The 18,714-nt window shown below is 72.1% G+C and carries 13 protein-coding genes; 3 read left to right on the forward strand and 10 right to left on the reverse strand.

What is annotated here, in order from left to right; all coding sequences use genetic code 11:
* Positions 1–81: 81 nt before the first annotated feature.
* Positions 82–1,665, forward strand: a complete 1,584-nt coding sequence (gene dnaA / locus ACLIRP_RS00005; protein ID WP_412061896.1) for a chromosomal replication initiator protein DnaA — start codon at positions 82–84, stop codon at positions 1,663–1,665.
* Positions 1,666–1,747: 82 nt separating this feature from the next.
* Here the strand turns inward: dnaA and ACLIRP_RS00010 are convergent, their stop codons facing one another.
* The 6 genes from ACLIRP_RS00010 to proS form a co-directional block, all read right to left on the reverse strand.
* A complete protein-coding gene (locus ACLIRP_RS00010) occupies positions 1,748–4,666 on the reverse strand; it encodes a T9SS type A sorting domain-containing protein (protein ID WP_412061897.1) in 2,919 nt (972 codons plus the stop codon).
* Positions 4,667–4,796: 130 nt separating this feature from the next.
* On the reverse strand, positions 4,797–6,341 hold the full coding sequence (gene zwf / locus ACLIRP_RS00015) for a glucose-6-phosphate dehydrogenase (protein WP_412061898.1): 1,545 nt from the start codon (positions 6,339–6,341) through the stop codon (positions 4,797–4,799).
* A 20-nt stretch (positions 6,342–6,361) separates the two neighbouring features.
* The gene (locus ACLIRP_RS00020; RefSeq protein ID WP_412061899.1) at positions 6,362–6,739 is read right to left on the reverse strand and encodes a four helix bundle protein; all 378 of its coding nucleotides are present in this window, start codon (positions 6,737–6,739) and stop codon (positions 6,362–6,364) included.
* 17 nt (positions 6,740–6,756) lie between these two features.
* A complete protein-coding gene (gene gndA, locus ACLIRP_RS00025) occupies positions 6,757–8,220 on the reverse strand; it encodes an NADP-dependent phosphogluconate dehydrogenase (RefSeq protein ID WP_412061900.1) in 1,464 nt (487 codons plus the stop codon).
* 278 nt (positions 8,221–8,498) lie between these two features.
* Positions 8,499–9,200 carry a hypothetical protein gene (locus tag ACLIRP_RS00030; protein ID WP_412061901.1) on the reverse strand — a complete coding sequence of 234 codons (702 nt, stop codon included), beginning with the start codon at positions 9,198–9,200 and terminating at the stop codon, positions 8,499–8,501.
* A 2-nt stretch (positions 9,201–9,202) separates the two neighbouring features.
* The gene (proS, locus tag ACLIRP_RS00035) at positions 9,203–10,687 is read right to left on the reverse strand and encodes a proline--tRNA ligase (protein ID WP_412061902.1); all 1,485 of its coding nucleotides are present in this window, start codon (positions 10,685–10,687) and stop codon (positions 9,203–9,205) included.
* Between the two features lie 198 nt (positions 10,688–10,885).
* Here proS and ACLIRP_RS00040 point away from each other — a divergent pair, with 198 nt between their 5' ends.
* Complete coding sequence (locus ACLIRP_RS00040; RefSeq protein ID WP_412061903.1) at positions 10,886–12,478, forward strand: hypothetical protein; 1,593 nt, start codon at positions 10,886–10,888, stop codon at positions 12,476–12,478.
* A 101-nt stretch (positions 12,479–12,579) separates the two neighbouring features.
* Here the strand turns inward: ACLIRP_RS00040 and ACLIRP_RS00045 are convergent, their stop codons facing one another.
* The 3 genes from ACLIRP_RS00045 to queF all read right to left on the reverse strand — a co-directional run bounded on the left by ACLIRP_RS00045 (position 12,580) and on the right by queF (position 16,104).
* Positions 12,580–14,178, reverse strand: a complete 1,599-nt coding sequence (locus ACLIRP_RS00045) for a hypothetical protein (protein ID WP_412061904.1) — start codon at positions 14,176–14,178, stop codon at positions 12,580–12,582.
* 119 nt (positions 14,179–14,297) lie between these two features.
* On the reverse strand, positions 14,298–15,365 hold the full coding sequence (gene mltG / locus ACLIRP_RS00050; RefSeq protein WP_412061905.1) for an endolytic transglycosylase MltG: 1,068 nt from the start codon (positions 15,363–15,365) through the stop codon (positions 14,298–14,300).
* A 211-nt stretch (positions 15,366–15,576) separates the two neighbouring features.
* Positions 15,577–16,104 carry a preQ(1) synthase gene (gene queF / locus ACLIRP_RS00055; protein WP_412061906.1) on the reverse strand — a complete coding sequence of 176 codons (528 nt, stop codon included), beginning with the start codon at positions 16,102–16,104 and terminating at the stop codon, positions 15,577–15,579.
* 221 nt (positions 16,105–16,325) lie between these two features.
* Here queF and queC point away from each other — a divergent pair, with 221 nt between their 5' ends.
* On the forward strand, positions 16,326–17,042 hold the full coding sequence (gene queC / locus ACLIRP_RS00060; RefSeq protein ID WP_412061907.1) for a 7-cyano-7-deazaguanine synthase QueC: 717 nt from the start codon (positions 16,326–16,328) through the stop codon (positions 17,040–17,042).
* A 202-nt stretch (positions 17,043–17,244) separates the two neighbouring features.
* Here queC and ACLIRP_RS00065 read toward each other — a convergent pair whose 3' ends face one another.
* Positions 17,245–18,714 carry an NAD(P)H-binding protein gene (locus ACLIRP_RS00065; RefSeq protein WP_412061908.1) on the reverse strand — a complete coding sequence of 490 codons (1,470 nt, stop codon included), beginning with the start codon at positions 18,712–18,714 and terminating at the stop codon, positions 17,245–17,247.

Below are 18,714 nucleotides of genomic sequence, written 5' to 3' on the forward strand. Positions count from 1 at the left end.
GTGGACAACTCGGAGCGATCGGCGCGCCACCCCTACCCGGAGTCGCCGTCGTGTCCGATATTCCGGGTCCCCCTCGCCCACTTGTTTCCCACCGACGACCCGCCCATGGACCGCTCGCGCGACGACGTCTGGGACGAGTGCCTCGGGATCATCCGGGACAACATCAGCCGCCAGAGCTTCCGGACGTGGTTCGAGCCGCTCCGGGCGGTCGGGTTGGAGGAGGAGGACGGGGCCCTCAAGCTGACCGTCCAGCTCCCGAGCCGGTTCTACTACGAGTGGCTGGAGGAGCACTACTTCGCGCTCCTGCGCAAGACGATCACCAAGGTGCTGGGCCCGGGCGGGCGGCTCTACTACGACATCGTCATCGAGCGCGACGAGCCGGCCGCCGGCGGCCGGCGCGGGTCCTCGATGGAGCTCCCGGCGCGCCAGCCCTCGAACGTGCCCCCGGCCGAGCGGGCGCCCCGCGCCGAGCTCCCCGACGGCGTCACCCCGCCGCGCCCCTCGGCCGATGTGCCCTCGGGCGCCGGCCGCGCCCACGACCCCACGCGCGGGTTCCAGCCCGACCGCCGCCAGCCCCGCCAGCCGCCCTCGGCGCACCCGTTCGCGCTCCCCGGCGTCAAGCCCATCGAGGTCGACCCGCACCTCAACGAGTCGTACACCTTCGAGCGGTTTATCGAGGGCGACTGCAACCGGCTCGCGCGGGCGGCCTCGTGGAGCATCGCCCAGGACCCCGGCGGCACCAGCTTCAACCCGTTCCTGATCTACGGCGGCGTCGGGCTCGGCAAGACGCACCTCATCCAGGCGATCGGCAACTACGCGCTGGCGAACAACCACGCCAAGACGGTCCGCTACGTCTCGTCCGAGATGTTCACCCAGGAGTTCGTCCAGTCGATCCAGTCGAACCGGATCGCCGAGTTCTCGAACTTCTACCGCGGCGTCGACATCCTGATCATCGACGACGTCCAGTTTTTCGGCGGCAAGGAGAAGACGCAGGAGGAGTTCTTCCACATCTTCAACGAGCTCCACCAGCAGGGCAAGCAGCTCGTGCTCTCGGCCGACCGTCCGCCCAAGGACATCGTCGGCATCGAGGAGCGCCTCCTCTCGCGCTTCCAGTGGGGGCTCGCGGCGGACGTCCAGCCGCCGGACTACGAGACGCGCGTCGCGATCCTGAACCGCCGCGCCAAGGACGACGGCACGCGCGTCAAGCCCCAGGTCATCGAGTACATCGCCACGCACGTCAAGCGCAACATCCGCGAGCTGGAGGGCGCCCTAATCCGCTTGCAGGCGCACGCGGCGCTGACCTCGCGCGAGATCGACCAGGACTTGGCGCGCGACGTGCTGAAGGACCTCATCAAGGAGTCCCGCCCGGTCCTCACCATCGAGGCCATCCAGTCGGTCGTCTGCGACTACCTCGGCATCCCCGAGGACCTGGTCCGCGCGCGGACGCGCAAGCGGGAGGTCGTGCAGGCGCGGCAGGTGTCGATGTTCTTCTCCAAGGAGATCACGAACCACAGCCTCAAGACGATCGGGCTCCACTTTGGCGGGCGCGACCACTCGACGGTGATCCACGCCGTCCGCTCCGTCGAGAACCAGCGCGACACCGACCCGAGCTTCCGCGAGATGGTCGGCAATGTCCAGAAGCGGCTCGAGATCCACCAGCGGTAGGTCGGCCCGGCCACCTCCGCACCGGGGCAACGCCAGCAGGGACCGAAGCGACGGGGACGCCCCCAACGACGCCCCCGCCGCGCTACCGACTTACGACGACCGTCCGCGTCACGGCCCCTTGATCCGTCCGGACGCGGAGGACGTAGAGGCCCGGCGCGAGGCCGGAGACGTTGAGGTCGACATCGGTGCGTCCCTCTGAGGTCGCCACGCGACGGCCCAGCACGTCGAACAGGCCGACCTCGACCCGGTCGGGCCGGGCGCCCTCCACCCGGAGACGCACGGTCGAGCGCGTCGGGTTGGGGCCCACCGAAACGGCGAGCGCGCCGGGCGCCGCGTCGGTCGCGACGAGAACCGCGGAGTCGAGCCGGTAGCGGTACGCCCGGCTGGCCTCTGGGGCGTCGTTCGTGTCGTCGCTCTGCAGCAAGACCACGTCGGTCACGCCGTCGCCGTCGAAGTCGCCGACGGCCGAGTGCGTGCTCTTCTGGACGTCGTTGTTGTCGGCCCCGAGTCCGACGGTGGGGTTTGGCGGAACGAGCGAGGCGAGGAGATCGAACGTCCGGCCGGAGAGGAGGTAGGCGCCGGTGTTGACCGGCGAGTAATTGGCCGCGAGCAGGAGGTCATCCGCGCCGTCCCTGTCGAGGTCGGGGAGGGCGGTCACCTCCCCGACGAACGGACTCGGGCCGTACAGCGACGTGAGCACGTCCGTGGAGGCATCCGGCCGGCCATCAACGCCCGGCCCGCCGTAGAGGACGTCGAGCGAGTTGCCGGCGGACGGGCTCACGTAAGTACTCAGCGCCGCGTCGGCGTCTCCGTCTCCGTCGAAGTCCCCGCCCGTCGCGGAGATGCCGACGAGCCCTCCCGGCACCTCGAGGGGGAGCGCTTGCGGGGCGAGCCCGTCGGGGCCGCCTCGTGCGATCTCGCACCCGACCGACGACACCACGCAGAGGAGCACGTCGTCGAACCCGTCGACGTCGACGTCGCCGAGACCGTCGACACGGTAGCTGGACGGGACGAGGATCTCCATGCCGTCCCTGAACCGCCGGACCACCCGTTCGTCGGGGAACCGGCTCTCCGGCTGTGCGGGGCGCGGGCCTCCGAGGAGGACGAACGCCGTCTGCCCGCCGACCACGGCGTCCCCGATCCCGTCGCCATCGAGGTCGCCAGCCCCGACGCCGAGCAGGCCCACGGGCGACACGTTGAACCGGCAGCGCACGGCGCAGTCGAGCACCCACTCCGCTACGTCGTCGGCGTCCGCGCCGCCCATCCAGATCAGGGCGCCACCCGACGAGACCCCGTCGCCACCGGCGTCCTCGATGGCGGGATAAACCGCTGCGATGTCCCGGACCCCGTCCCCGTCGAAGTCGACCCCCACCACGTTTGCGGCGGCCGGGGCGCCAGCGGTACGCGAGATCGGCGTGCTCCGCAGAATGAGGTCCGGCCCGTTGGAGAGGTCGGACCCGCCGAAAAACACCTCGATCCGCGCGTCGGCCCCGTACCGCGTCTCGGCGTGGACGATCGCCAGGTCGTCGATGCCGTCTCCGCTGACGTCCCCGAGCCCGGCGACCCGCCGGACGGACGACGCCGGAAACGCCGCGCCGTCGTACAGCGTGGCGACGGCGGCCGGGGCCCGGCCCGGACTGCTCACGCGGACGCGCCCGAACTGCGTCTGAACCCCCGTCTCTGGAATCACGCCGGGGGTCAGCAGAAGGTCGGTCTGGCCGTCGCCGTCGAGGTCCCCGAACGCCCGCCCGACGCCGGGCACGACGGGATCGAAGCGGACCGACTCGGGGACGCCGGCCGCCGTCCCGTTCATGCAGGTCGAGGCGAACACCGACCGGGCGGGCTCGTCGAACGCGGACGGCCCGTAGCAGACCGACAGGCGGGGAGGTGATGCGTCGAGGGACCGTACGAAGTCGGGTGCGCCGTCGTCGTCGAGGTCGGCGAAGGCCGGATAGGCGTCGAGGTCGAACGGGTCCGGGTCGAGCGAGCCCGCATCGTTGCGGAAGACCACGGGACGGGTCTCGAGAAACGGCACCACCCAGAGGTCGAGGTCGCCGTCGGCATCGAAGTCGACGAGGCCGAAGGCGTCGTTGACCAGGAACGTGCTTTCCACCGGGCCGAGCGACGAGACGTCGAACGCCGTCGCCGAGGGGTCCCACTCGGCGATCCGGATCAGCAGCATCGCGCCGGTCGGGAAGGACGGGAGCTGCTCTTCGGCGAACGCGATCTCGTCCCGACCATCGCCGTTGGTATCCACCAGCAAGACCAGCGGGGGCGACTCGCCCCGAAGGAGGACCTCCTCGACCCGGAGGTCGACGACGGGCCCGCCCCCGAAAACGACGACGGCCTCGAACGCCGTGCGCGTCCTGGCGGCCCCGGCGTCGGTCGTCACCACGATGTCCGGACGGCCGTCCCCGTCGACGTCGCCGACCGCGCTCGCCCGCCCGGGGCGCCCGAGCCCTTCGATCACGACGGGTTGCCCCCCGTCGAGCAAGCGGTCGCCTTCGACGTAGCCGGCGGCGCTCCCCCGGTAGATGAGCGTGCCCCCCTCCACGGACGCGTACGCGTCGGCGAACCCGTCGCCGTCGAGGTCGCCCGCGGGGACGAGCGCCCTGAAGAGGACCTGGTCCGGCACGGTGGTCTCGGCCGGCCCGAAGTACACGAGCGTCTGGCCCGTCCGGTCGGCGAGGTCAGCCGTCCGGGCGTCGGCGACGTCGGAGGCGGTGTACACGAGGTCGTCCGCTCCGTCCCCGTTGACGTCGCCCGCCGGGAGCGGGGGGCCGTCGGGATAGAACCGGACGAGGTCGAAGCCGCTCGGGAACGTGCCGCTGACCGTCGGGATCTGCTCGGCGGGCTCGATGCGAGGCAGGCCGGCGGGCCCGGGGCCGCGCTCGGCGGTCGCCGCCCCCGTCGTCTCCGTAAGGACGTACGGGGAGGTCTGCGCGGCTGCCAGAGGGGCGACGACTCCTAGCAGGAGAGCGAGGGCATACACACGGGTCATGGCCGTCCAGGAAAGTGGCGGCCGATAATAGGACATGTTGGTGCCCTCCACCTCTGAAACACCTCCTGTCCGACCCGCTTCGGCGCCGAGGTCGCCGATCCTGCAGACGCGGTGGCCCGCCCCTGCGGCCTCACCCGTCGGCGTCGGCGATGGCCTCCGGCGCGGTGCCGACGGGCGTCGGGTCGGCGGGGAGGGGCTCGGCCCAGGCGCGGCCGTCGCGCGCGAGCATCCGGTCGGCGGCGGCGGGGCCCCAGGTGCCCGAGGCGTAGTTGGGGAACTCGGCGGGCGGCGAGGCGGCCCACGCCTCCAGGACGGGGTCGACCACGCGCCACGCGGCCTCAACCTGATCGGCCCGCATGAACAGCGTCGCGTCGCCGCGGATGGCGTCGAGCAGCAAGGTCTCATAGGCCTCGGGCGGCGTGTCGAAGGCCTCGTCGTAGTCGAACCGCATGGCGACCGGCTGGAGGAGCATCGACGGGCCGGGGCGCTTGGCCTGGAAACGGAGCACAATCCCCTCGTCGGGCTGGAGGCGGAGCACCAAGCGGTTCGGCTGGAACGCCTCGTCGGCGCCGGTGGGGAAGGCGCGATGGGGGACGGGTCGGAACTGGACCGAGATCTCGGAGACGCGGCGCGGCAGCCGCTTGCCGGTCCGGAGGTAGAACGGGACGCCCGTCCACCGCCAGTTCTCGACCTCGAGCTTGAACGCGGCGTAGGTCTCCGTCGCCGACCGCTTCGCCACGTTCGGCTCCTCGCGGTACCCGGCGACACGCTCGCCGAGGAGCACGCCGGGCCCGTACTGCCCGCGGACGGCGACCTCGTGGACGCGCTCGGGCGTGATCGGCCGGAGCGCCCGGAGCACGTCGACCTTCTTGTTGCGGACCTCGTCGGCGGCGAACGCGACGGGCGGCTCCATCGCGACGAGACACAGCAGTTGGAGCAGGTGGTTCTGGACCATGTCGCGGACGGCGCCGGCCCGCTCGTAGTAGCCCGCCCGGTGCTCCACGCCGACCGTCTCGCCGACCGTGATCTGGACGTTGTCGATGTAGCGCGCGTCCCAGATCGGCTCGAACAGGGCGTTCGCGAACCGGAACGCCAGCAGGTTCTGGACGGTCTCCTTGCCGAGGTAGTGGTCGATCCGGAAGACCTGCTTTTCCTGCGCCGAGTCCAACAGGATCTGGTCGAGCGCCTGGGCGCTCTCGAGGTCGTGCCCGAACGGCTTTTCGACGACGAGCCGGTCGCGGTCGGGGTCCGCGAGCAGGCCGGCGCCGGCCAGGCCCGTCGCGATGGGCTCGACCAGGAACGGGGCGACGGACAGGTAGAACACGCGGTCGGGCCGCTCGCCGTCGCCGGCGACGGCGTCGAGGTGGGCAGAGATCCGGGCGTACGTATCGGCCTCGGTCGCGTCGCCCTGGACGTAGCTCAGCCGCTCGGCAAAGCGGCCCCAATCGTCGGCGTCGACGTCCTTGGGGAAAAAGCGGCCGAGCGAGTCGGCGGCGTCGCACGCGAACTCGACGAACGCGGCGGGCTCCATGGCCTTGAGGTCCACGCCGACGATGTCGACGTCGGCGGGCAGGTGGCCCTCCCGGTGCAGGTCGTAGAGCGCCGGGATGAGCTTGCGGTGGGCGAGGTCGCCGGCGGCCCCGAAGAGGACGAGCTGTACAGAGTGAAGGGTCATGGGTGAAGGGTGAGGGGCCGTCAGAGGGTGCGGCGGAGGGCAGTGATCCGACGGCTGAGTCGGTCGATTCGTTGGAGGACCGGGGTGAGGTCATCGGGATCCGTGAGTCCGACCTCTTCTGCGATGATGAGCTGCGTCTCGACTTCGAACAGGGAGCCCCGAGCGTAGCGGAGGAACTGGTCGAATTCGCCCCGTTTGTGGCGCCCCCAGCCCTCCGCGATGTTCGAAGGCACGGAGACCGACGCGCGGCGGATCTGGGAGGTCAGCCCGAACCGCTCGCCCGACGGCCACGATGTCGTGAGTCGATAGACCTCCCGGACGAGTGCGATCCCCTCCTGCCAGACCTCGAGGTCTCGGTATGAGCGGATCGCCCGGGACGGTCCCTGCTCTTTACTCATCACTCGTCACCCATCACTCACAGCCCTGCCGGCTCCCATTGCGAGTGGAACATGCCGTCCTTGTCGATGCGGGCGAAGGTGTGGGCGCCGAAGTAGTCGCGCTGGGCGGCGACGAGGTTGGCGGGGAGCCACTCGGAGCGGTAGGCGTCGAGGTACGCCAGCGAGGCCGAGAAGGCGGGGAGCGGGATGCCCGCGCCGACGCCCAGGCGGACGGCGTCGCGCAGGGCGACCCGGCAGTCGCTCAGGATCTCGGTAAAGGCCGGGGCGACGAGCAGGTTGGGCAGGTCGTCGTCGGCGCGGAAGGCCTCGCGGAAGGTCTCGAGCATGTCGGCGCGGATGATGCAGCCGCCGCGCCAGACCCGGGCGACGGTCTCGAGGTCGAGGCCGTACTCGTAGGCGTCGCTGGCCCGCTTCATGAGCGCGAAGCCCTGGGCGTAGGTGACCAAGAAGGCCGCACGCAAGGCGCGTTCGAGCGAGGCAACAAGGTGGTCGGGGTCGTCGGCCCGGCCTGCGGGCGTGCCGAGCAGCTCCGACGCGGCGACGCGCTCGTCCTTGAGGGCCGAGACGTAGCGGGCCGTGACGGCGGCGTCGATGGTGGGCGTCGGGACGCCCAAGTCGAGGGCGTCTTGCGAGGTCCACTTGCCCGTCCCCTTTTGCTTGGCGGTGTCCTTGATAAAGTCGAGGAGGTAGTGGCCGGTGACGCCCGCCGGCGGGGCCTCGTCGCCCGGCGTCTCGTCTGGCGTCACCTCCACGACCTCGGGCTGGCGCAGGATGTGGGCCGTGATCTCGACGAGGTAGGACGCGAGCGGGCCCGTGTTCCACTCGGCGTAGAGGTCGCCCATCCGGTCGTTGCCGAGCCCGGCCCCGCGCTTCATCAGGTCGTAGCTCTCCGCGAGCAGCTGCATCAGCCCGTACTCGATGCCGTTGTGGACCATCTTGACGTAGTGGCCCGAGGCGCCGGCGCCGAGGTGCGCCACGCACGGCTCGCCGTCGACGCTCGCGGCCATGCCCTCCAGGATCGGGGCGACGCGGTCGTAGACCTCGCGCGGGCCGCCCGGCATCATGCTCGGCCCGTGGCGCGCGCCGTCCTCGCCGCCGGAGACGCCCATCCCGAAAAAGTGGAGCCCCCTCTCGGCCATCGCGTCGTGGCGGCGGCGCGTGTCGGGAAAGTGCGAGTTGCCGCCGTCAATCACGAGGTCGCCCTCGGACAGCTTGGGCGCGAGCGTGTCCAAGACCGAGTCGACGGGAGCGCCGGCGGGCACCATCACCAGGATGTTGCGGGGCGTGGGGAGCGCGTCGAGGAAGGCGTCGAGGTCAGTCGTGGCGACCACGGGCCGGGACGCCTCCTCTTCGAAGCCGCGGACGGCGTCCTCGCCGAGGTCGGTGCCGGCGACGGTGGCGCCGGCGTCGAGCGCGTTGAGAGCCAAGTTGCGGCCCATGATGCCGAGGCCGACGACGCCGAGGTGGGGCTGGGAAGACATGCGGAGCGGGAGGGGGAGGGGCGGCCGGTACGCCGCCGCCCCGGCGCGGTGCCCAGCTCGCGCCCGCGGCCCGACTTGCGCCAGCCGGGGGGCTCGCGGTCGGGCGACGCTGTTGCAGGCAACGGCGCGACGGATGGACGTGCGCCAGCAGGTGGCCGTGCGCCAGCGGACTGGCTTGCGTTCGGGCGACACCCTCACCCTGTCCCTCTCCCGAGGGGGAGAGGGGACGTCGTAGGAGGATTCGCGCCAGCGGACGAGCTTGCGCGAGGAGGGCGGCACTACCCCACGAGGTCGAGCCAGCGGTAGACGATCCACCACAGCTCGATCTGGGGCACGAGCAGGCCGAACGCGGCGCCCGCCAGCACCTGCCCGCGCGTGTGCGCGCCGACGCGGACGCGCGCCCACATCAACAGCGGCACCAGCAGCAGCAAGGGCCCGACCGTCGCGAGCGTGAGCGCGGCCTCGACGTCGGCGGGGAACTCGCGCCAGACGGTGAGGGCGGTAAACAGGAGCACGCCCACGAAGCCGGCCAGGCTCGACATGTGGAGCGAGATCTTCCACCGCGTGTTGATCAGCAGGATCAGCGCCGTGTTGAGCGGGAAGAGCGCTGCGAAGGCCACGATGACCGGGAACGCGGGGCCCTTAACGGTCCACGCCAGCAGGACGGCGCCGATCGCGTACGACACGATCCCAACGACGAGCGGACCCAAGCGGGCCGAGCGGTCGCGGACCTCCAGGCTCTCGGCCCGGCCCGCGCGGATCATCCCGATCACGTAGAACAGGGGGACCAGGCAGAAGAAGACGAGCGACACGCCCAGCGTCCACAGGATCTCGACCGGCCCCGCGCCGAAGTGGGCGTCGATGAGGGCGAACCCGATGGGCGGGAAGACGAGCGGGTTGAGGATGTACGAGACGGCGTTCGCGAGCCGGTAGCCCCGGTCGCGCGTCGTCTCGACCACCGCCGTGTCGCCGCCGACCACCGCTAGTACGAGCGCGCGAAGACGACGCGGCCGGCCGACGGGGCCCCGCTGACCGGGTCGATCCCGGGCGCTTCGGTGTCGACGCCGTCGAACTGGCCGGGGAACGGGACGCAGCGGATCGTCGCCTTGGTCTCGTCCTTGATCCGGGCCTCCGTTTCGGCCGTCCCGTCCCAGTGCATGAGGACAAACCCGCCGGTCTCGACCTGCGTTTTGAAGGCGTCGTAGTCGTCGGCGACGAACGTGTTGGCGGTGCGGTGCGCGAGCGCGCGCTCGTAGAGCCCGGCCTGGACGGCGTCGAGCGCGGCGCGGACCGTCTCGACGATGCCGTCGCGGCCGACGGTCTCCTTCTCGCCGCCGTCGCGCCGGGCGACCTCGACGGTCCCGTTCTCGGCGTCGCGCGGGCCGATCGCCAGCCGGACGGGCACGCCCTCGACCTCGTACTGGGCAAACTTCCAGCCCGGCCGGTACTGGTCGCGGTCGTCGAGGACCACGCGGATGCCGGCGGCCATGAGCGCGTCGCGCATCCCGGTCGCCGCGTCCATCACGGCCGTGTTGTCCTTGTTCTTGCGCGTGATGGGGACGATGGCGACCTGAACGGGCGCGAGCCGGGGCGGCATCACCACGCCGTCGTCGTCGCCGTGCGTCATGATGAGCGCGCCGATGAGCCGCGTCGAGACGCCCCACGACGTCGCCCAGACGTACTCCTGCTCGTTGTCCTCGTTCTGGAACGTGCAGTCGAACGCCTTGGCAAAGTTCTGCCCCAGGAAGTGCGAGGTCCCCGCCTGGAGCGCCTTGCCGTCCTGCATCAGCGCCTCGATGCAGTAGGTATCGACGGCGCCGGGGAACCGCTCGGACGCCGTCTTGACGCCCTTGAGGACGGGCATGGCCATCCACTCCTCGGCAAAGCGGGCGTAGACGTCGAGCATCGTCGTCGTCTCCTCGACGGCCTCGGCCTCGGTCGCGTGCGCCGTGTGGCCCTCCTGCCACAAAAACTCGGCGGTGCGTAGGAAGAGCCGCGTCCGCATTTCCCAGCGGACAACGTTTGCCCACTGGTTGAGCTTGAGGGGCAGGTCGCGCCAGCTCTGGATCCACCGACTGTAGGTGTCCCAGATGATGGTCTCCGACGTGGGCCGCACGATCAGCGGCTCCTCGAGCTCGGCGTCGGGGTCGACGACGAGGTCGCCGTCGACTTCTTTGAGGCGGTAGTGCGTGACGACCGCGCACTCCTTGGCGAAGCCCTCGACGTGCTCGGCCTCTTTCGCCAGGAAGCTCTTGGGGATGAAGAGCGGGAAGTAGGCGTTGCGGTGGCCGGTCGCCTTGAACATCCCGTCGAGCCCAGTCCGCATGTTCTCCCACAGCTCGTAGCCATTCGGCGGGAGCACCATCGAGCCGCGGACGGGCGAGGTCTCGGCCAGCTTGGCGGCCCGGACGACGTCCTGGTACCACTGGTTGTAGTCGTCGGCGCGGGGGGTGATGGACTCGGCCATGGGGCGGGGCACGGCTGCGGCGGGCGCCGACGTACCTTGAAGGCGAAAGGTGTACGGACCATGTGCGCGGGTCCGGACGTTACTCCTCGTCCCGCGCGCGCGGCTCCCTGTTACGGGCCGGCGAATATAGCCGGGCTCACGATCCGGCCGGCCCGACCCTGCCCCTCTTCGCGCGGCCTCCGCACCGACGTCCCTGCCATGCGCCTGCTCACACACTCCCGCCCGCTCGCCCTGCTGGTGCTCGCCGTCCTGGTGGGCTGCTCGTCCTCGCGCCCCGACGATGGGTGGGCGCAAGAGGCCGTCCCCGCCCGGGCCCCCGTCGCCCAGGCCGACACCGCCGGCCCGGCCCGCGTCGGGCTCGCGGCGACGATGCAGATCCCGGACAACCCCTACGGCGACAGCGCCGACATCGCGCTCCCGGACCCCGCCGACATCGAGTCGGGCGCCGTCCCGCTCGGCAGCGTGGACCCTGACGACGTGACCGTCGGCCGCTACTACTACGGCGAGGAGGGGACGACCTACTACGACGGCGCCGAGGACGTGAGCTACTACGACGACGTGGCCGACGACCTCGGGGACTACGGCCAGGGCGCCGACGACCACGTCTACTACGGTGGCTACTACGCGGGCTACTACCGCTACCAGGACCCGGCCTACTACCCGTCGCCGTACACCTACTACCGCCCGTACACCACGTACCGCCCCTACGTCCGCTTCGGCTGGTACCCGACGTGGCACCACCGCCGCTCGTGGCACCGGCCGTACTACGCGGGCTACCACGGCTACTACGACCCGTACGCCTACGGGTACTACGACCCCTACTACGGCTGGTACGACCCGTACTACGGCGGGCTCTACGTCTCCGTCGGCTGGGGCCACGGGTGGGGCGGCTACGGCCACGGCTACAGCCACGGGTACTCGGACGGCTACTACGATGGCCGCTACTACTCCGGCTCGGGCTACTACGGCCCGGGCTACTACGGCCGCCCCCGCAGCGACGGCTACTACAACGGTCGGGGCGACGACGACGGCCGCCGCAGCCGCGTCCGCGGCCTGCCCGGCACGCGGACCTCGCCGATCGCGCAGTCGAGCCCGGACCCGTCGCGCCAGCCGGCCCGTCGCGGGCTCGCGCCTGCACAGCTGCCGCGCCCGTCGACGGACACCGGCATCACGCGCTCGACCGGCCGCCGCCCCGCGATCGCCGACGACGGCCGCCCGGTCCGCAACCCGGGCACCACGTCGCCCGGCGCCCGGCCGACGCGAACGGGCCAGACCTCGCCGGTCGCGGCCCCGACGCGCACGCAGCGCCCCGCGACGACGGAGTCCGCGCCGTCGCGCACCGAACGGCCCGTCCCGTCGCGCACCGAGCGCCCGGTGCCTACGCGAGCCGAGCGTCCTGCCCCGACCCGGACCGAGCGCCCGGCGCCCACGCGGACCGAACGGCCCGCGCCGACCCGGACCGAACGCCCGACCCGCCGGACGGAGCGCGACAATGCCCCCCCGCCGCGCACAGAGCGGCCGACCCGTCGGACCGAGCGCGACAACGCGCCTCCGCCGCGCCGCGAGAGCCGTCCGGCTCCGGCCTCGCGTCGGGAGTCACGCCCGGCGCCGGCCCCGCGCCGGGAATCGCGCCCGGCGCCGGCGCCTCGTCGGGAGTCCCGGCCGGCGCCAGCGCCCCGTCGTGAAAGCCGCCCCGCTCCGGCGCCGCGCCGAGAGTCGCGCCCGGCCCGCTCGCGCAGCGAGTCCGGCTCGCGCTCGCGGTCCGGCCGCCGCGGCGGCAACGACGAGTAGCGGACACCTCCGATCCGCAGGTCTTGCGGCCTCCGCCTACGCTGGCGGAGGCCGCGTTCGTTTGGGGACGGGGCTCGGCCGGCTGGCGAGCGGGCCCCGCCCTACGCCGCCTTCGCGACGGCCGGCGCGGGCGTCGAGGGCGCCAGCGGGGTGGGCGGCGCAGGGCGCCGCTGCGGCCACCGGACCGTCGCCTCCGTCAGCAGCGCCGACGCGGCGAGCAGGCCGGCGACCACGCCCAGCGCGCGCGGGAGCGACGCGAAGGCCCACACCTGGAGCACGAGCGTCCCGATGCCGAGCGGGATCGAGGCCACGAGTGGGCCGAACCGGGCGGCCGCGTTGAACCGGTCGCTCGACCGCGAGAACGGCGGCGAGCGGTGCGCCAGCGCCATCAGCCGCGAGAACAGCGACGCCAGCCCGAACCACAGCGCCGCCGTCAGCACGGCGTCGGCGGCGGGCATGGCGACCGTCAGCAGCACGGCGATGCCGACGTGGAGCGGGAACAGCACGCGCCACGCCAGCGCCGTCTGCGCGCCGACCTGCACGACGGCCGTCCGCGCGTCGGGCAGCGTCCCGAAGACCCACGACGCGTCGGCGTGGTCCGACGTCTGGAGCGTCTGCACGAGCGTCTGGACGCAGAAGATGAGGACCACCAGAATGGAGAGGTGGAGCTGGGTCTCCGGGTTCTGCAGCGTCAGCAGCGCGCCGGCGAGGGCCCCGTCGTGGGCGTAGCCGGCGATGCTGCCGAGCCCGCCGCTGACGAGCCCGAAGATGACGAACCCGGCCGGGAGCAGGGCCGCCGGCCACAGCCGGCCCCGCACGAGCCGGTCGTCGGCGAAGGCGGCCGTGGCGAAGCCGTAGGCGGCGCGCAAGGGGCCTCGTCGGACCGCGAGCCGCTCGGGCGCCGTCATCTGCCGGCCGAGGCGCGACTGGCGGCCCTCCCGGGTGGCCCCATCGGCGAGCTTGCGCAGCAGGCGGAAATAGTGCTGGGGGAAGACGGCGCCGAAGGCGATCCCGAACGTGAACAGCGACGCCCCCAACAGCGCCAGCCCGACCGTCGGGCGCCCGCCGAGGGTGTCGGCGATCCAGGCGCCCGGCCACCACGAGGCGCCGAGCGCGTCCGGCGACGAGCCGATCAGTTGGAAGCCGAGCACGAGCCCGGCGATGAGGGCCGTCCGGCCGAGCGACAGCGTGACGCGGAGCGCGCGTCGGGGGAGGACGAGCGTCAGCCCCCACAGCAGGGCCAGCGCGAGGAGCGCCGTCCACACCGTGGCGCCGGCTGTCGCGAGGGCCACCAGCAGCCCCGATCCGGGCCCGTGCGCGATGGCCACCCGGATGCCGACGGGCACGGCCACGCCGACGGCCATCAGCCCCACGTAGACGCCCACGCCCAGGAGCCGCGCGGTGTAGTGCGAGCGCTCGGTCGCGGGCAGTGTCGCCAGCCACGCGTTGTCGCGCGGCCGGCCCATCAGCTCGTCGTACGACCCGACGACGCCGAAGGCCGCGAGCACGATGCCGAAGCTGGCGGACACGAACAGGGCGTTCACGGGCGGCGCGTTCCCTAGGGACAGCGCCAGCACCACGCCCGAGAAGCCGTACGCGATCGCCGTCGTCGCCAGCCGGCCCGCCCCGCGCCGGCCCGAGCGGGCGTGGCGGAGGTCGGCCCGGAGCTGGGCGGCAGCGAGCGTGAGAGCCGGGCGCATTCGGTAGGGCGGTGGGTCAGTGTGTCGGTCAGGAGCGCCCCCGACTCAAGCGGTGGCGCCAGGCGCTCGGCCTCCGCCCGTGTGGGAGGAGCCGCCAGATCGATCCCCGACCCACCGACCTACTGACCGCTCGCCTCGGCGGCCTCGCGGGCGTCGCGGATGCGGACCTGCTCGCTGAGCCACCGGCTCCAGCGGGCGGCCTTGGCGTTGTGCTCCGAGAGCGTCCGGCTAAAGTCGTGGCCGCCCGAGCCGTCGGCGACGAAATACAGATAGTCGTTCTCCTCGTTGTTCAGGACCGCGTCGATGGTCCCGTCGGAGGGGTTCGTGATCGGGCCCGGCGGCAGGCCGTCGATGAGGTAGGTGTTGTAGGCGCTCGGGAAGCGGTAGTCGCTAAAGAGCAGGCGGCGCATGCGGGGCTCACCGCCCTCCTCCATCAGCGCAAACTGGACCGTGGGGTCGGCCTGCAGGCGCATGGTGCCGGCGGGCGTGCGGCCGAGCAGGCGGTTGAGGTAGAGCCCGGCGATGCGGCGGCGCTCCTCGGGCTTGCGGGCCTCCCACTCGACGAGCGAGGCGACCGTCACGACCTCGTCCGGTGTGAGCCCGAGCTCGGCGGCCTGGGCGCGGCGCGCGTCGGTCCAGAACCGCTCATAGCGCTGGTGGATGCGGCGGAGCGCCGTCTCGGCGTCGTCGGTCCAGTACATGTCGAACGTCTCGGCCAGCATCTGGCCGTGCAGGTGCGCCACGTCCGTCCCGAGCGAGTCGGCAAAGGCGGGGTCGCGCAACAGGCGGGCGACCTCCGACGAGTCCGTGCCGAGCTGGTTGCGGAGCACGAGGGCGGTCCGCTCGGGCCGCGAGCCCGGCGGGATCGTGATGCGGATCGGGTCCTGGAGGCCCTTGCGAATCTTGTCGAGCACGGCCCAGTTGCTCATCCCCGGGGCGATGTAGTAGTGGCCCGTCTTGACCTGGTCGTCCCAGCCGGTGAGCCGGCCGAAGAGCGACATCGAGGCGCGGTTGCCAATGGCGTCGGCGGCCTCGAGCGAGTCGAGCGCGGCCTCGAAGCCGGTGCCGGCGGGGAGGCGGACGCTGTGCGGCTCGTCCCCGCCGACGTTCGACGAGAACGCGAGCCAGTAGACGGCGCCGGCGGCGACGACGCCGAGGACGACCAGGAGGGCGAGGAGCTTTTTCATCGGGGGGACGAGGGGTAGCCTACGGAGTCCCCCTCCTGGACAACGCGAAGCGTCGGCGCAGCCAAGAGGGAACAGGGGTGGTGGACGGGCGGCGGCTGGGTCCGCCATGCCCCCTCACCCTGTCCCTCTCCCCTCGGGAGAGGGGACGACGTAGGGCACGTCACGTCGGTCAAGGGACTAGCCAGCAGATGGCCACGCTGGAGAGAGCGCATCAAGTCGAGCCGTCGGCGCCCGCTGCAGCCTCGGGCTGCTCGCGGCTGTCGATGGCGCAGACGGTGTGGATGCCGCCGCGGACGGTGTAGTCGGTGGTGACGACGAGCCGGTGCGGGTCGTCGAGGTGGCGCAGGATGTCCTCGAACAGGAGCGCCGTGATGTCCTCCTGGGCCGCGCCGATGTGGCGCCAGCTCATGAGGTAGTACTTCAGGCTCTTGAGTTCGAGGAGCCACGAGCCGGGGACGTACTCGATGCGGACGGTCCCGGAGTCGGGCAGGCCCGAGAATGGGCAGAGCGCGGTGAACTCGCCGGGCTCGGTCGTGTACGTCACGAGTTGGCGGGCGGCGTGCTCGTAGGGCATCCGGTGGATCTCCTGCTGGCGCGTGTCGGGCGGCAGGAAGAGCGCGACGCGGCCTTCGGGCTCGATCCCGAACTTGGCCATGTGCGCCAGCGACGCCCGCGTGTGGTCGAGCGCGCGCTGGTGGAAGTCGTCGAGGCGGTCGGCCGGGAGCGGCGTGTCGGCCATGGGGCAAGCGGGGGGACGGGGCAGGATAGCAACGGGCCCCGCCAGACCCCCCGTGCGCGCCGGAGAAGAGGGAATGGGGAAATGCTCGGGAGGACCGAGGCACGAGGGGCGAGGAACGAGCGGATTTCAGCCGGAGCCTCGCGGGACCGCCCGGCCGCAAGCATCTTGCTCACTCCTCACTCCTCACTCCTCACTCCTCACTCCTCACTCCTCACTCCTCCGTGTCCGCCCTCGTCCTCTTCTCCGGCGGCCAGGACTCCACGACGTGCCTGTTCTGGGCGCTCGCGAACGACGCCTTCGACCGCGTCGAGGCCGTGGCCTTCCGCTACGGGCAGCGCCACGCCGTCGAGATCGCCCAGGCCCGCACGATCGCCGACGCGGCGGGCGTGCCGCTGACCGTCCTCGACCTGTCGGGCCTGCTCTCCGGCTCGGCCCTGCTCGCCGACGAGGCCGCCGACACGTCCGATCCGCACGCGCTCGCGCCGGACCTCCCCGCCAGCTTCGTCCCCGGCCGCAACGCGCTCTTCCTGACCGCCGCCGCCAGCCTGGGCTTTACGCGCGGCATCACCGACCTGGTCGGCGGGATGTGCGAGGCCGATTACTCCGGCTACCCCGACTGCCGCCTCGACTTCATTCAGTCCCAGGCCCGGACGCTGTCGCTGGCGCTCGACGCCGACGTGACGATCCACACCCCGCTGATGTCGCTGACGAAGGCCGAGACGTGGAAGCTGGCGGCCGACCTCGGGACGGTCGCGGGCCAGAACGTGCTGGCGACGGTCCGCGAGCACAGCCACACCGACTACCACGGCGACCGGACGACGCGGCACGCGTGGGGCTACGGGAATCTGGACAACCCGGCCTCCGTGCTCCGGGCCAAGGGCTACGCGGAGGCCGTCGCGAATGGCTGGATCCCCGACGACGACGGGTCGGGCGCGTAGCGCCTGTCATGGACTCGCTGCCGCATTCAACCCACCCAAGAGCCGTCATTCCCGCGAAGGCGGGAATCCAGAGTGACGCGCAATGACGGGTCAGGCAGGCTCATCGAGCCCAGGGCAGAGCCACCCGGCATCTTGGGACTCACCTGCTCGCCTCGGACCCGTCTGCTATCCCTCCCTCGATTCCCGCCTGCGCGGGAATGACTCAATGATGGGGCGGGACGTCTGAAGCCCCGCGATCCGTCGCTTCGCCGCCCCGCGCCGCCAGCCGGTCGAGGTGGGCGCCGAAGCGGGCCATCACGAACAGGTGGGCGACCGCCTGCGTCAGCCGGTACAGCGCCCACGGCAGGCGCGGCGCGAAGTCGTGGATGGCGGCGAGCAGCGACTCGCCGTCGAGCACCTCGCGGAACTCGAGGCGCGCGCGTCCCCGGCCGTCGGTCTCCGCCAGCAGACCGCCGGTGATGACGAACGTCGCGAGATCGGGCGCGCGGACGTCGCGGGCGTGCGTCAATTCCAAAACCGGGCGGGGGAGGGGGCGCACCCAGAACCGGGCGACGGGCTCCGGGCCGGACTCGTCGACCCGGACGCGGATGAGGGGCCCGGCGAAGCCGTCGAGCCAGCGGAAGTACTCGGCCCCGGCCCACTCGGCGGTGCGCCCGGCGGGCAGGTCGAACCGCTGCACCGACCGGACCAGGCGGCTCGCCTTGATGCTGGCGTCGTCGGCGCGGCGGTGCGACTGGCGTGGGTCGGTGCCCGCGCGGCCGTCCTCGGCGAGCGTCGCCGCGAGCGCGTCGCGAAACGGGACGGCGTGCGGCGCGATCGCCCGCTGGAGCCGGTTGTCGGACGCCACCATGTCATGCCGCAGGCTGGCGACGAGCGGGCCCGCGAGCGCGCGCGGCGAGCCGGTGACCAGGCTGATCCACAGCGTCGACAACTTGGGCGTGATGACGCCGATCCGTGACATCGAGCGCTCGACGCCGAGCACCTCGGCCGTCTGTGTCAGCATCTCGCGGTACGACATCACGTCGGGCCCAGCCACGTCGAAGGGGCCCTGGAACTGCTCCGGCGAGCCGAGCACGAGCCGCACCGCGCGCACCACGTCGTGCAGGGCGATCGGCTGGGTCCGCGACTCAGTCCACGACGGGAGCACCATCGCGGGCAACCGGCGAACGAGGTTGACGAGGATCCGGAGCGACGACCCGCCGCGCCCGACAACGAGGCCGGTCCGCAGCGTCGTCACCGGGACGCCATGGGCACCCAAGGTTCGCTCGACCTCGTAGCGGCTGCGCAGGTGCCTCGACAAGTCGTCGGTGTCGGCCGGGAGCAGGCCGCTCAGGTAGACAATCTGTCGGACGCCCGCCGCCGCGGCGGCGCGCGCAAAGTTGTCCGCCAGCAGCAGGTCCAGATCCGCAAACGTCCCCTGCGTCAGCCGCGACGAGGGGAGCATCGAGTGGACGAGGTAGACCGCGAGGTCGGCGCCGGCCAGCCCAGACGTCACGTCGGGGAGCGAGAACAGGTCGCAATGGCGCCACTCGGTCGTGCCGTCGCCCCGCGCCGCTCGCGCCGGTGACCGGGTCAGCCCGACGAGCGCGTAGTCGTCCGCGAGCGCTTGGCGCAGGGCGGTGCCGACGAACCCGGAGGCCCCGGCGATGGCGACGGTCGGGCGGTCGGTCAT

The sequence above is a fragment of the Rubrivirga halophila genome, assembly GCF_046845755.1.
GTDB lineage: Bacteria > Bacteroidota > Rhodothermia > Rhodothermales > Rubricoccaceae > Rubrivirga.

Coding starts and splice junctions, on each gene's coding strand:
- ACLIRP_RS00010 (WP_412061897.1), bottom strand. CDS start 4,666: ATGACCCGTGTGTATGCCCTCGCTCTCCTGCTAGGAGTCGTCGCCCCT.
- zwf (WP_412061898.1), bottom strand. CDS start 6,341: ATGACCCTTCACTCTGTACAGCTCGTCCTCTTCGGGGCCGCCGGCGAC.
- ACLIRP_RS00020 (WP_412061899.1), bottom strand. CDS start 6,739: ATGAGTAAAGAGCAGGGACCGTCCCGGGCGATCCGCTCATACCGAGAC.
- gndA (WP_412061900.1), bottom strand. CDS start 8,220: ATGTCTTCCCAGCCCCACCTCGGCGTCGTCGGCCTCGGCATCATGGGC.
- proS (WP_412061902.1), bottom strand. CDS start 10,687: ATGGCCGAGTCCATCACCCCCCGCGCCGACGACTACAACCAGTGGTAC.
- ACLIRP_RS00040 (WP_412061903.1), top strand. CDS start 10,886: ATGCGCCTGCTCACACACTCCCGCCCGCTCGCCCTGCTGGTGCTCGCC.
- ACLIRP_RS00045 (WP_412061904.1), bottom strand. CDS start 14,178: ATGCGCCCGGCTCTCACGCTCGCTGCCGCCCAGCTCCGGGCCGACCTC.
- mltG (WP_412061905.1), bottom strand. CDS start 15,365: ATGAAAAAGCTCCTCGCCCTCCTGGTCGTCCTCGGCGTCGTCGCCGCC.
- queF (WP_412061906.1), bottom strand. CDS start 16,104: ATGGCCGACACGCCGCTCCCGGCCGACCGCCTCGACGACTTCCACCAG.
- ACLIRP_RS00065 (WP_412061908.1), bottom strand. CDS start 18,714: ATGACCGACCGCCCGACCGTCGCCATCGCCGGGGCCTCCGGGTTCGTC.